This window comes from Clostridium sp. AM34-11AC (assembly GCF_003435375.1).
GTDB lineage: Bacteria > Bacillota > Clostridia > Lachnospirales > Lachnospiraceae > Pilosibacter > Pilosibacter fragilis.
Genome location: NZ_QWGL01000028.1, coordinates 1 through 13,923, shown reverse-complemented (window position 1 = coordinate 13,923; position 13,923 = coordinate 1). Strand labels below are relative to the sequence as shown.

General features: G+C 45.3%; 9 protein-coding genes. 8 read left to right on the top strand and 1 reads right to left on the bottom strand.

Annotation, left to right across the window (positions count from 1 at the left end):
- Positions 1–40: 40 nt before the first annotated feature.
- The 8 genes from DW826_RS13960 to DW826_RS13930 all read left to right on the top strand — a co-directional run bounded on the left by DW826_RS13960 (position 41) and on the right by DW826_RS13930 (position 12,026).
- Entirely contained in the window at positions 41–880 is an 840-nt protein-coding gene (locus DW826_RS13960) for a tyrosine-type recombinase/integrase (RefSeq protein ID WP_181968083.1), read from the top strand.
- A gap of 624 nt (positions 881–1,504) precedes the next feature.
- Positions 1,505–1,744: a PepSY domain-containing protein gene (locus tag DW826_RS13955; RefSeq protein WP_117553040.1), complete on the top strand. Its 240-nt coding sequence runs from the start codon at positions 1,505–1,507 to the stop codon at positions 1,742–1,744.
- A gap of 45 nt (positions 1,745–1,789) precedes the next feature.
- Positions 1,790–2,494, top strand: a complete 705-nt coding sequence (locus DW826_RS13950) for a hypothetical protein (RefSeq protein ID WP_015554921.1) — start codon at positions 1,790–1,792, stop codon at positions 2,492–2,494.
- Positions 2,487–3,035 (top strand): signal peptidase I, encoded by a 549-nt coding sequence (lepB, locus tag DW826_RS13945; protein ID WP_117469893.1) that lies wholly within the window; start codon positions 2,487–2,489, stop codon positions 3,033–3,035. The genes DW826_RS13950 and lepB overlap by 8 nt, the downstream gene beginning before the upstream one ends.
- A 69-nt stretch (positions 3,036–3,104) precedes the next feature.
- The gene (locus tag DW826_RS13940) at positions 3,105–3,893 is read left to right on the top strand and encodes an EAL domain-containing protein (protein WP_165859969.1); all 789 of its coding nucleotides are present in this window, start codon (positions 3,105–3,107) and stop codon (positions 3,891–3,893) included.
- Positions 3,894–3,916: 23 nt separating this feature from the next.
- Positions 3,917–4,075, top strand: a complete 159-nt coding sequence (locus tag DW826_RS18325) for a hypothetical protein (protein ID WP_015554918.1) — start codon at positions 3,917–3,919, stop codon at positions 4,073–4,075.
- A gap of 44 nt (positions 4,076–4,119) precedes the next feature.
- Entirely contained in the window at positions 4,120–11,814 is a 7,695-nt protein-coding gene (locus tag DW826_RS13935; RefSeq protein WP_117553038.1) for a hypothetical protein, read from the top strand.
- Between the two features lie 14 nt (positions 11,815–11,828).
- Positions 11,829–12,026 (top strand): hypothetical protein, encoded by a 198-nt coding sequence (locus DW826_RS13930; RefSeq protein WP_117485702.1) that lies wholly within the window; start codon positions 11,829–11,831, stop codon positions 12,024–12,026.
- Between the two features lie 481 nt (positions 12,027–12,507).
- Here DW826_RS13930 and DW826_RS13925 read toward each other — a convergent pair whose 3' ends face one another.
- Entirely contained in the window at positions 12,508–13,839 is a 1,332-nt protein-coding gene (locus tag DW826_RS13925) for an IS4 family transposase (RefSeq protein ID WP_117553037.1), read from the bottom strand.
- Positions 13,840–13,923 lie beyond the last annotated feature (84 nt).

Sequence of the window (13,923 nt, the reverse complement as noted above, 5' to 3'; positions counted from 1 at the left end):
GAAGACCCGGGTAGAACCGGACGGAAGGAGACTGGTGAAAATGACAGAAATCGGCGAAGAGACACTGAAGCAGTACAGGGGATATCTGGCGGATCGGGAAAAAAGCATCGCCACCATTGACAAATATCTGCGGGATATCCGTACCTTCCTGCAGTGGATGGGAGAAAACCGGAGCATTACCAAGGAAAAAGTGATCGCCTACAAGGCATGGCTGCAGGAGCATTACAAAACGAGCAGTGCAAACAGCATGCTGGTAGCCCTGAATGGATTTCTGGACTTTATGGGAGAAACGCAGAGCCGGGTGAAGACGGTAAAGGTACAGAAGCAGATGTTCCGTTCCACAGAAAAGGAAATGAGCAGGGCAGAATACAAAAAGCTGATCGAAAAGGCTTACCGGATGGGACGGGAGCAGACCGCACTCATCATGGAGACCATCGGAGCGACCGGGATCCGGATCAGTGAATTGAAATATATCACCGTAGCCGCTGTGAAAAGCGGGAAAACAGAGGTTTCCTGCAAGGGAAAGAAAAGACAGGTGTATCTGGTGAAAGAGCTGAGGGAGAAGCTGCTCAAATACTGCAGAAAAAAAGGGATCTGTAAGGGAAGTGTGTTCGTCAGCCGCTTCGGGAATCCACTGGACCGCAGTAATATCTGGTCGCAGATGAAAGCCATCGGTGCCGCAGCCGGAATCTGTCCGGATAAGGTATTCCCCCATAATCTCCGCCACCTTTTTGCCAGGGTGTTCTGGGAAAAATGGAAGGATCTTTTTTACCTGGCGGATATACTGGGACACAGCAATGTCAACACGACCAGGATCTATACCATGACCACTGTTAAGAACCATGGAAGACGGATGCAGGTGCTGGGATTAGTAACATAAGCTTACCGATCAGGTCTGAATCAGAGCGGAATAAGAGAAGAATTAGAGCAGATGTGAGAAAAATCGGGGCAGAAAAACAAAAATACCACATAATCTGCATTATGTGGTAGGAATCGTATCCAAAAGCTGTGTCTATACATAATGGTATGTTTCCTTACCTGGAAACATTGTCCAAAAGTACCATAATTTCTCTCTGCGATTCATATATACCAAAAATAAATTTGTATGTCAATGATATAATTCGACTTTTTTCGCAGAAAATTGTGCAGATCTGATACAGAATCCGTAAAGGATCTATTTTCACAATACGTTCACTGTATAAAACGTATTTTTAAGGCGTTTTGCATAAGACAATCCCTGTCTGCTTCTACCACATAATGCAGATTATGTGGTATTGACCGGAAATATTGCCCGCATACAATTTTGTCCCCAATATTCGGCAGCTTGTCTTTGCATGGAGCAGATCGTTCGCTCAGTGGTAGTCCACAGTAACAGCCCTCCGTTATGAATAATGTGTGTAAAAGAATTGTGTAACAGAATTCTCCTTTAAAATGTTCCCCTTCCCGATTTTTTCGGGGGGGGCAAACATTTTGTAACGAAATTCAGTACAAAACGAAAGACGTGATGATGCGTATGGAAGGAAAGGAACATCTGAACAGGATCAGCAGAGAAACGGCAATGCAGATTGCCGGCAGAGAGTTACCCCGGGTAGAAAAGATCCATTTATGGGTTTTTCCTGCTCTTTCCTATGAAGAAGGAATTCCGGTGTACCTTCTGAAAGCGTATGCCGACCTGACCTCTTACGATATCATCCTGGATGCAAGGAATGGAAACATGATCAAAAGGACAGAACGCTGTCTGTAAGGAATGAAAATAGATACTTAAGGATAAACCGGAAAGGAAACCAGAATGAGTGAGGAAACCAAAAAGACTGCCAGAGTACAGGCAGGGGAAGAAGCAGTGGAGACCGTGAATGAAAAGACCCTGATGGATCAGCTGGATTCGATGAAAACAGCATTCCGTGGTTATGACAAGGAAGCTACCTGCGAACTGCTGCAGACGCTCATCCGGTCGATGGAGACAGAGAAGAAGGAAGAACACCGTGTCCTGCTCCAGAAGAACCAGAGACTGGTGAAAGAAAAGGAAGCACTGACCACGCAGATGGCAGAGCTTCTGATGAAGGTGGACTCCCTGGAATCGGAAAACCAGCGGATGATGGAACAGCAGAATACCATGCAGAAGAAATATGAGGAGCTGGCAGAAAAGCTGAGCAGGATTTCGGAAAATGCCATTGAACGGGAAACCGAGCTTTCCGCTTACCATCTGCGGGAACAGCAGATGAAGGAACGGGAAGCTGCCCTGTTAAAAATGGAGTCGCAGAAAGAAGCGGAGCTGGAGCAGATAAAGAAAGAGTTCCAGGAGGGGCTGGAGGCAGAGAAAGCAGAAATCCTTGCGCAGGCAGAAGAGGAAGCGGAAGGGGTAAACAATCGGGCAGAGCAGCTGCGGAGGAAGTTACAGGACTTCCGGCAGATCATCAATGTGATACTGGACTTTGACCCGGAAAACGGGGTGCAGACAGACTCTTTGGAAAGTGCAGGAGTACCGCATGACTGAGCTGGAATTTGAACTGGAGTTTAAGAAACGGAAACTGCAGAAACGAAAACAGCGCAGGATGGAGCTTCTGATCATCGGTGCACACCTGGGCGTGGTACTTGTACTGCTCTACTGGATGTTTGGCATCGGCATGGTACACGGCAGATCCATGCGCCCCGCTTACCGGGATGGAGATCTGTTTCTGTACCAGAGACGGCTCTTTCGGGAGCCGGATTATGGAGATGTGGTGGTCATCCACAGGCAGGATCTGGAACGGGACATTGTAAAGCGCATTGCAGGAAAGCCGGGAGATGTGATCGATCTGGATGACCTGGGACACCTGACCAGAAATGGGGAACGGGCAGCGGAAACGGAAATCCTGTTCGGGGAACAGGACAGGGATGACTGGATCACCTTGCCCTATACCGTACCGGAAGGATGCTACTTCTGTCTGGGGGATAACCGCCCGAGGTCAGAAGACAGCAGGGAGCTTGGAGCATTCCGCAGGCGGGAGATTACCGGGAAGGTTCTCGCACAGTTCCGGCTGTCATCGGTAAAGTGACCATTCGGGAATCTGCCCGGAGCTTTCGTACAAAAGAAAAATACCAACATGAGAAATAAGGAGAACGGCATGGAACTGTTGAAGGAGGATGGCTGTATCGGCGAAAAGGCATTCCATGGGGAAAAGGAGTGCTTTTTCCAGCCATTTTACAACGTGGAGAAAAAGAGGATCTGGGGAGCGGAAGCCCTGTTCCGTCTGAAGGATGAAAACGGCAATTACTACAACATGGATCAGCTTGCAGCAAAAGCGGAAGAAGAAGGATGGATCGCTGAGATCGACAGATGGGTGTTCCGGGAAGCCTGCAGAAGGATCCCGGAGCTGAGAGCCTACGGACTTAAGAGGATCAACATCAACTTATCCCCGGAGGTCTGTGAGGTTCCGGAGACCGTACCTAACATCATGCAGATACTCAGAAAGTATGAAGTATCAAGAAGTGAGGTCTGCATGGAGATCACCGAGATGTGCAAGGTCAGGAATGCAGAGAATTTCAGATGCATGGTGGAACAGCTGAGCAGCCAGGGGATCCGGCTGGCGTTAGATGACTTCGGCAAAGGGGAGAGCAACCTGCTTCGGCTGTCCCAGATCCCGTTCCAGACCCTGAAGCTCGATAAGGAACTGGTCTGGGGAACGGAGGGAAGCAGGATGGCAGAGGATCTGGTCGAAGAGATAATCCGTATTGCACACCGTCATAACATCCAGGTCACGGCAGAAGGAATTGAGACACTGGACCAGGCGAGAACCCTGGCATCCTGGGGATGTGATTACCTGCAGGGGTATCTCATCGCACCGCCTCTCAGCTATGGGAAGCTTCTCACCTTCCTTGAGGAAAACGGAAAAAGGAACTTCCTGGAAGAATAAATAAGGATAAGAAGGAGAAACCGATGAAAAAGGAAAACAATGGATCAAGACCCCTCAGGGAGGAACTGAACAGTTCTGCCGTATCCGAGCAGAATGCAGCCGCATCCTCGGAACTGGCAAATCAGGCACAGATCTTAAAAGAACTGACGGAACATTTTCAGGTACGCAAAGGTACCTGTTGATTTTACATAGATTTTAATGAATACGATGCAAAAGGAGAGAACGTATGAAAAAGCGTAAAGGAAAGACGAAACGATGGCTTGCCGGAATCCTGTCGGCAGTGCTGGTAATCGGATCCATCAATCTTGTGGATGCTTTAGAAGGAAGTAATGGGGAAAGTGCACTGTATGATGCACCGGAGCTTACCATCACGCAGGGAGCCACAGACTATGATCTGATGAAAGACATTACCTATGACAGCAGCATGTATGAACTGGCTGTAGTGAATGATGGCGGATTTGATGTCAATACCGTGGGAGACTATGAGGTAACCTATTCCCTGACTTCCAAGGATGATGGAACGTTGGAGCCGGGAGATTCGGGGGATGCTTCCAATTCGGATAATGAAAACAAAGACCAGAACAGTGGAGACAATCAGGGAGGGGATAACACCCAGACCGGCGATAACTCTGATAATGCGGGTTCTGATAACGGATCCGACAGTTCCGACAGCAGCAATGGAGGAGACAGTGCGGATGCCGGACAGGGAGATACGGGTTCTGACAGCAGCAATGCAGAAGACAGCATGGATGCCGGACAGGGAGATACGAACTCTGACAGCAGCAATGCAGGAGACAGCACGGATGCCGGACAGGGAGATACGAATTCTGACAGCAGCAATGCAGAAGATACTGCAGATGCGGTCAGCGGAGAGGATGCAGCACAGAGTGAAGAGAATACCGGAGACACCGGTGTACTGGGTGTATCCAGGCCGAGAACGGGTGTAGATATGAGCTATCAGTCAGAGCCCGTGGGTGCGGAAGCCGTTGATGTAACAAAAGGGGATGACACCAATACCGTTGATACGCAGGAAAAGCAGGTCATCACCTTTACAAGAACGGTTCATGTAGTAGCGGCTTCTGAGGACAAAGAACCCGTGTATGTAGCACGGGAACTGGTGCTGACACAGGGAGAAGAAGACTACGACCTGACAGATGAAATTGTTTATGATGATGTAAAATATACACTGGAAGTAGTAGAACTTGGTGGTTTCGATATTAACAAGATCGGCTCCTACGAAGTGACCTATTCCCTTACGCCTGTGACAACAGAAGGAACACAGGAAAATGGACAGGATGACACGCAGGAAAATCAGGTCATCACATTTCAGAGAAGGGTTACTGTGAAAGTAGCCGTGGAAGAAACCGGGGAGTTTGAAGTTCCGGAACTCTACCTGGAGCAGGGGCAGGAAGACTATGACCTTGCGGCAGGACTTGTTTATGATGAAAATAAGTACAAACTGAATATAAAGGATGATGGAAATTTTGACATTATGCTTTCGGGAGAGTACAAGGTGACATTTGTTCTTAATCCGCTGGAAGAGAATCCGGATTCTGAGAACAATACAGGCGATGCGGATACTTCTGATCCGGATCAGACGGATGGAGATCAGAGTGAAAAAGTACTTGGCGCTACCTGGAGTATGGACAGCTCTGCTGAAAATGCAGATGATAAAACAGAAAACAAAAATACAGAAGATAACAATACAGAAGATAACAATACAGAAAATGATAATGTAGAAGATAAGAAAGAAGAAAATGACAATACAGCCAACACGGACCAGGCGGAGGATACTTTTGTAATCCCGGATGGAATTACTACCTTCACCAGACGTGTTGTGGTCACACCGGGAATCGCATTGTTATCAGCCGGCAATACCATCAATCATAATTATCCTTGGTGCGTTAATATGAATCAGAACGATGACTGGATCATACTGGAAGCACCGAAAGATGATACTTATGTGGGGACTCCGGTATTACAGTGGACGAAGGAAGCCAACCTTGGAAAAGCTGATATAACGGACAATTCGTGGGAGAATGTTCCTGGCGTAACGGTAATAGACAAAAAGGTTACCCTGACAGGGGCTAGTCGTGTAGATGGTAAGTGGTATCGTTTTAAATTTAGTGATGATGATTATAGCGAAGCTGTGAGGATAGTATATCTAGATACAAGTAATCCTTATGATAAAAAAATATATAAAGGTAATCAAAAAATACCTGCTGATACTAGAGGAAATGTTTCATCTTGGTATATTTCTAATGATGAGGTGATGTATGCAACGGGATATCAACAGTTTGTAGGTGAAGGTAATTTTGATGTTTGGTTTTATTATAATGGGGCGTGGAATGCTAGTTCTTACGATGGGCAGTGGTTTACATTGACTGAATCATCAGCAGATACTCCAAGGGAGTACATGGAGTATAATAATAAAAAATCTCCTATCCGTTTTTACTTTGAAGGTTCTACGATATTTTTGAACATAAAACCAGTGGATAAAGCTTATAGCATCTGTACAGATGTTTGCCTGGGGGTGGGAACCTATACTGGAACTTATTATGACAGACTTAACATGAGAGCTACTGACAATAGAAAAACACATCAGTTTGATTTTGTGGGTAAGCAACCAAATGATCCTTATCAGCCAGATCAGCTGACACTGGTAGTAAAAAGTTACACAGAATTATGCAAATGGGCAGCAGCTAGTTACGATGATCGTAATTTTTTTGTGAGTAATCCTATTACAGAAAGTTCACAAGATGCAGGCATCTCTCTGAGCTGGGAAAATAAGAATGATATTTTATTATCTTTTTCGCTGACAACATTAGAAAATAGCTCCATTGTTATTCAAAATGTCGAGTTTGAATCCGGAAATGGAACTTTCACAGAGCCAGGCAAAAAGGAGTATGTGTTTTATGATAATGAAGTGTTGGGAACGCAGCAGGTATACCCTCCTGTGATAAACAACAACAAGGTTATTGAGAAGATCCCTGCTGTTAGACCCAATAATAACAACGAAAAATTTCAAGGATGGAAATTAGCTGTTTCCGGTACTCCGGATGGTGATATAGACATCAATAAGTTATATTCTGACGATGAAGTGGCAGCGCTGAAGTATAAGGATGCTTATGGGATCATGACCTTTACGGCACAGTATGGTGTGGAACAGGCACAGATCTTTACAGGCGGGACAACAGCAGCCCAGAAATATGCTTCTGTTGAACAGGCTTTAAAAGATGCTGCATCCGGTGACACGGTCAAGATCATTAAAGCTGGAAAAATAACCCCGACCACGGCAGACGGTGTAGAGGCAGCAAAGGATGTTACGTTAGAGCATTATAACGATGCCACCAGATTCTATAAGACGACAGTTTCCTCGAAGATTGCCGTGGATGGGGACAGCGTGGTAACCCTGATGGATGGAAAACTAGAGCTTTCTAATAATGCATCCCTTAAGGTATTCAATCCAACCGATAGGCAGACTTATCCAGTAACGACTCCAACCTGCACTTCATGGGTAACAGTAGATAAGAATGTAGGCTCCCCTTATTTTATGGGAGAGACGAATGGAGATGTACAAATAGGTGCAGTGACCTATTCGTATGAGAATCCAGGTCAAGGTCAGTTCACACATGTCAACATTCCACAGGGAATGAAGAATAATGATAAGGTAACAAAAGCTGAAGTCGCAGCAGATCAGCAGGTAACCATTGAGGTGGACAACGCGAATTCAGTAGTATTGAAAGGAACTGGATCTCAAGGCAATACCGTAACTGTTAAGAGGCGTACAGCTGATTCGAAGGTGGACGTAAAACTGCCTTCAGGCGCACAAGGTACAATCTTTGGACATGCCGTAGGTGCAGCTCCGGCAGGCGGCGTAACAGTCAGCCAGAGCAGTGCAGAAAATACAGGATATCCGGACAGGAATTATATCGTAATAGCTGTTGCGGGAGAGAAAGTCACAGTAGATGGTATTGAATATGTTGCAACGGAAAACAAACAGAAGTTTTATCTTGGAACATTTAAAGCAACCGTAACCATAGGAAGCAATGCTGAGATTACAAGTGGTAAGGATCAGACTGATGTTGGTTATTTAAAAACTTATACTGTAAAAATCAGTCCAAAAGCAGATTATGATCTGGATCAGGACAACTTTATCGTTACTATGAAGGAAAGCGATACAGGGATTGTTAAGAATTTGACATTTAGAGATGTGTGCAGGGTAGATCCGGCAGATGGAAGCATTACAGTTACGATTTCAAATGTCAGTGGAGACATTACAGTGAATGCTGCGGCAAAACGGCAGATGACAACCTTAAAAGTAACAGGTCTTGTAGCAGGAAATGCAAAGGGAAGCTTCAAGGCGGTAGATGCATCTGGTAATGAATACAAACTGGAGCGGGATGGCAGCATCAATGTAAACCGCAATGAGGAACTCACCCTTATATTTACGCCAAATGATTTTTCAAATCTTTATTATTCAGATCTTACCGGGGAGAAGGGAGAAAGTTTCTCTATCCTGACAGCATTGAAGGAGACAACAAACAATACAGATTTATTTGCAGGAGCAAAAACGTTTAACTGGAAAGAAAAGAGTTATGAATTAAAGTACACACCGACAACTTCAGATGTGACACTGCAAGCTGTATTCACACCGTCCCATATCGTACATGTTCATGTGACAGGTGGTACGGCAAAAGTGAAAGATACAGGGCTTGTAACAAAAGAATCAGGTGCGGACCAGTTCCAGCATGTCATTGTGAAAGACAATGAAACAGTAGAGCTGGAGTTAGAAGATACAACAGGAACAGCCACTACTTATAAAAAGGCATATTGGAGCAACGTGGATGGCAGTGATGATACTGATGTATCCAATCAGGCTTTCATAGGAAATGGAACAAGCTATACTTACACAACACAGGCGGTAGGCAAACCACAGGCATTAAATATTACATTTGAAGAGGGACAGAGCGTAGATGTAAAAGTGACACATGGAGAACTTGTGACTGGAAATGATGGTGTGGCGTGGAATGATCAAGGAAACAGTACATACCAGACGATTGTGAAGAATAATGGAGCATTGAAGGTCAATATTAAGCCAGAGGATGGTTACGGATTAAAGAGCATTACGGTTAATAATGTGGCAATTGATATTGATGCGGCAATCAAGAGTGGGGAAATTACATGGGATGGTATAACGAAGACCTATTCCCATACATTCGCAAAAGTTTATCAGGCATGGAATGTTACGGTGGACTTTGAAAAACTGCATGAGATCGTTTTTGAAGATCAAAAGGGCAATATCTTAAATAAGACAGAGCATATTACAGTGATTGATGGAGATACGATTCCGGCAGCAATCTTTACCAAAATGCAGGAAGAAGCAGATAAGTCAAAGGCTGAAAATGAGAGCCTCTTTGTATGGGTTGATAAAACAGACAGAACAAAGATCTATAATGAAACAACTGTGATGACTGCACAGACTGCGGATGTCGTGAACTTAATCTCGGTATACCGGATGAACGTGATCAAGGGGGCAGATGGAAGCGTTATTGCAGCAGATGATTTTGTCATTCATGTGAACGATGTCAGAAAGCTTACGGACACAGAGGCAGTGACACTCGCAAATGTGACTGCTTATGATCATTCCGGTTCAGACATCAGTAATATGGTGACTGTGGAACAAACAAAATTAGAGGAATTAAAGAAAAAGACTAAGGGAACATACGTGGATGCTTTGACCTTTATGATTGAAGCATCAGGATTGACGACAGGCGTAGAAGTGGAAGTGACGGATGATAATCCGACCATTACGGGAAAGACAGCATATACGCTGACTTTCAAGGGAAGAGCAAATGAGACTTATAAGTATCAGGAGCTGGATGCCCAGGGAATCCCGACAGGTAATGAATCAACCATATTTACGGATGGGGATGGAAAAGCAACCATCACAGGCCTGAAGAAAGCAACACCATATCAGATCAGTCATAAGAAATATGGTTCTGTAAACGGCAAAACAGCCCTCGTGGATGCAAAAGATATCGCAAAGCAGTTTGCGGATGACGGTGACCAGACAACGACAAATGGAAAAACCGATAAGGATGAGAAAGCATCTAATAATAATGTAGATGTTGTAGTGGATGCTGACGGCAACTACAAGGTCATCGTGAAGAAAGACATCGACCACACAGTTGAGATCCCTGACACATGGGGTGAGGTCAAGATCGACTTAAATGATAAGACCATCACAGGTGACAAGGCAGATGATAATAATGAGGCAAAACCGGGACTGGAATTTGTCAAGGATGTTAACAGCAACGAACATCCGGGAACGAATCTTGAAATCGTAAACGGTACGATCAAAGGTGGAGACGGTTCTGCTAAACATCCAGCTGGAGCAGCCGGTATCGGAGCCAGTGGTGATACAGCAGATGCCGGAATTATCATCGGAAGCAATGCAAACGTGACCGGTGGTAACGGTGCAAACGGCACAGAAGGCAAAGATGGAGGAAATGGTGGAGCCGGTATCGATGGTAACGGCAGGCTCACTCCGACGGTCAGTGGAACGGTAACCGGTGGAAACGGCGGTAAAGGCGGAGATTCCGCAGCCGGTATCCCTGGCAATGGTGGAAACGGTGGAACCGGAATCAGCGCAGGCGATAAGACCATCACCATCAATCCTGGCGGAACTGTCAAAGGCGGTGATGCAGGAAACGGCGGAAACGCAACAGGAGATAACACGAACCCGGGCGGAAACGGTGGAAACGGCGGTACAGGAACCGAGACCACACAGCCTGGAAAGACCGATAATAACGGTGGAACAACATCGGGTGGAAATGGTGGAGACGGCGGAAACTCCAACAACGGCAACGGTGGAAACGGAGGAAACGGCGGCAGCGGCTCCACAGGGGAAAATAATAACAACGGCGGCACCAGCAGTGGCGGCAACGGCGGAAATGGCGGCGACTCTGACAAGGGTAACGGCGGATCCGGCGGTAATGGAGGAAGCTCAGGCGAAACCGGAGGAAACGGTGGTAACAACACCGGCGGCAACGGTGGAAATGGCGGAGATTCCAACAGCGGCAATGGAGGATCCGGCGGAAACGGTGGAGACTCCAACAGCGGCACCGGAGGAAACGGTGGCAATGGTGGAGATTCCAATAACGGCACCGGAGGAAACGGCGGAAATGGCGGTGGCTCCAACAACGGCACCGGAGGAAACGGCGGAAATGGCGGTAACTCCAACAACGGCAATGGAGGAAACGGCGGAAACGGCGGTGGCTCCAACAGCGGAAACAATGGAAACGGCGGCAGCTCCGGCAGTAACGGTAACAGACCCGGCGGAAATGGCGGCGGCTCCAACAATGGCAATGGAGGAAACGGCGGTAACAACGGCGGAGGCAACTCCGGAAATAACTCCGGAAATAACTCCGGAAATAACTCCGGAAATAACTCCGGAGACAACGGCGGCAATAACGGTGGTGATAACTCCAATACCAATGGGAATAACAATTCCGGAAGTACAGGTAACACAGGTAATACACCAGATGCAGGTAATACAGCCGGCAATGATTCCGGAAATAATGCCCATAAAGGAAATAAAGGAAACAGTACCGGCAACAGTAATGCCGGGCAGAAGGATCCGGCAGAGGATGACAGCCTGAACGATGCTGCGGATGAAAGCAGCCTGACAGGTGATGCAGATGGCAGCGATGCAGACGGAAGTGATGCAGATGGCATACAGGAAGAGGAGAGCATCCATGCAGACAGCGACAGCGTTGAGAATGGTACGGACAGTGACAGCCATATACCGTTTGGTGAATGTGGTTTCCACTGGATCCCCATTGTATGGCTCCTTGTAATCCTGGGTTATACCGTAGTACGTGTGAAGAAGCTCCGTGATGAGTCAGAAGAAGCCTAAGGAGGAAAACAGACATGGAAAACACGAAACCGAATAAGAAATTATACATTGTAGTGGAAGTCATACTGTTTGCAGTATATATCCTGATAGGTGTCCTGCTGTTCGTCACGGAAAAGCACTGTGCTGCAGACGCATTCATCTTCTGGATCGGACTTGTGATCGCAGCAGTATGTGCAGTAGTGCTGGGAATCCATGAGAACAGAAGGATCTAAGAAGTAAAAAAGAAGAAGTAATTTTAAGAAAACCAAATGGCTGTGATGGCTGTTTGGTTTTCTTGCGCTAAAAAGACCGGAAAGGATCATCGGATATCCCGGGAACTGGTTCGTCCTGAGACAGATCCTTTTGATGAAAATAACAGAGGAAGTCGTACAGAAATATATAAGAGAGCAAGCAGAAGACTCAAGAAGAGAGGATTCCAGTAGTACCGCTTTATAGCGGAGCCAGTAACAGTGCTTGCGATACCGCCCTTCGGGGCGAGCAGTAGTAATAGCCCTTTGGAGGGCTAATATTAAACCACCACTTGAAGTCAACATCATAAACTTAAGATTAGATATTACACATTTATATTATCCTGCTAAAAACTCATTTCAAAAGAGCAGATTAAAACGAAGAGAAATCTTCACAGAGCTCCTTCTGTATACTTTAACAACTTAAAAATGCCCATAATCTCCCTTTAAACGGAGAATGGGCATTTTAAAAGCTACTCTTTTGATTGTTTTTATATTTATTTGAGATGTTTTTTCTACGCTCTTTTCCAGGTAGTTCCCTTATGGGAAGTACATAGCGCTCCATTTCTTCCTGTAGTTCTCCAAGTTTTTTGATCCGCTTCTTTTCCTCCGGCTCCAAAAGGATTTTTAGCATAGTCTCTTTGAAAAGACCGATGGCTACATTTTCATTGGTATGCATGGGATATTTATTCCTGTTTTCTCGTCCTGCTGCTGCGGCCTCTTCGTCCGCACTGTTTCGAATGTCCTGAACCATGTTATATACTAAAACCTGCGCCCAAAAATCCTGGTGCACATATACTGTGGCTTTCCCTGTTACACTTTCAAATTTCATTTTGTTTTTTAGAGTATTGTATTTTTTCTCAATTTCCCATCTTTGGTAATATAAATCCGCTAATTCTTCTGCGGTAATTGTATCCGGAAGATCTGTCATCAGCGCAAGTTCATTCCCGGAGGGAAGAGTCAATTTTGATATTCTTACCAGCGTGCTCCCTTTCTTTTGCATCTGTTCATATCGTTCCGGATGTTTTTTTCGTATTTTTTGTAGGCGTGCAGATGAATGTTTTAAAATGACTTTTTCATCTGCCGACTGCATCCGTTTACGTTCTGCCATATAATCGTTGGATGAAAGACGGATCAGATAATGAATCCCTTCCGTTTCCAGAAAGTCAATAAACTCTAAGGAAGGATAACCGCGGTCAAAAACTGCAACAACCGGCTTCCTGATTCCCATTTTTTTTAATTGTTTTAAGTTTCTTTTTGCCAGTTCGTTTTCACTGATGCAAATATGTTCAATTTCAATATCCAGGTAAAAATGATTCAAAACATCATACATTCCGCTTACCAGTGCCCGTACCTGCCCTTTCCCGGAATGCTGGTTGCCGCTGTTTCCAAATGCTTCCCTGTTATCCTTTGAGTTTGGAACTTCCGCCTTGCTCCCATCAATCGCGATTAACAAATATCCTTTCCACAGTCTGGGTTCGTCAGAACGATAAAAATCCATAAGATATTTACGATTCAGATAGGGAAAAATTTCCGGATTTAGACGTTTTCTCTGTTGTAGATATCCCTGGACAGATAACTGCATAGACAAGTCTCCTTTTTCTTTGAAATAGTTTCTAAGTTCAAATGTCGTGGTAAGCCCCTTTTTTGAAAGACAGCATAGCAACATGTCTTTTAGGGGCATTTTTCGCTTTCTCGAAAAAGCATGTTTTCCATTCTGTCTCGCATATTTTGCAATTTCCGGATCAGATAATAATGCAGAAAACTTTTGAAATCTTGTTTTATAAGATTTAATCATATACACCCCTGCCTATATTTTAACACAATGAAAGGAACCTGCGAACAGATTCCTTTCCATTTTTTCCTTAAGTTTATGATGTTG

What these genes read in the sequence shown, in the direction of transcription:
- DW826_RS13960 (WP_181968083.1), top strand. Translation starts at nt 41, where the DNA reads ATGACAGAAATCGGCGAAGAGACACTGAAGCAGTACAGGGGATATCTG.
- DW826_RS13955 (WP_117553040.1), top strand. Translation starts at nt 1,505, where the DNA reads ATGATGCGTATGGAAGGAAAGGAACATCTGAACAGGATCAGCAGAGAA.
- DW826_RS13950 (WP_015554921.1), top strand. Translation starts at nt 1,790, where the DNA reads ATGAGTGAGGAAACCAAAAAGACTGCCAGAGTACAGGCAGGGGAAGAA.
- lepB (WP_117469893.1), top strand. Translation starts at nt 2,487, where the DNA reads ATGACTGAGCTGGAATTTGAACTGGAGTTTAAGAAACGGAAACTGCAG.
- DW826_RS13940 (WP_165859969.1), top strand. Translation starts at nt 3,105, where the DNA reads ATGGAACTGTTGAAGGAGGATGGCTGTATCGGCGAAAAGGCATTCCAT.
- DW826_RS18325 (WP_015554918.1), top strand. Translation starts at nt 3,917, where the DNA reads ATGAAAAAGGAAAACAATGGATCAAGACCCCTCAGGGAGGAACTGAAC.
- DW826_RS13935 (WP_117553038.1), top strand. Translation starts at nt 4,120, where the DNA reads ATGAAAAAGCGTAAAGGAAAGACGAAACGATGGCTTGCCGGAATCCTG.
- DW826_RS13930 (WP_117485702.1), top strand. Translation starts at nt 11,829, where the DNA reads ATGGAAAACACGAAACCGAATAAGAAATTATACATTGTAGTGGAAGTC.
- DW826_RS13925 (WP_117553037.1), bottom strand. Translation starts at nt 13,839, where the DNA reads ATGATTAAATCTTATAAAACAAGATTTCAAAAGTTTTCTGCATTATTA.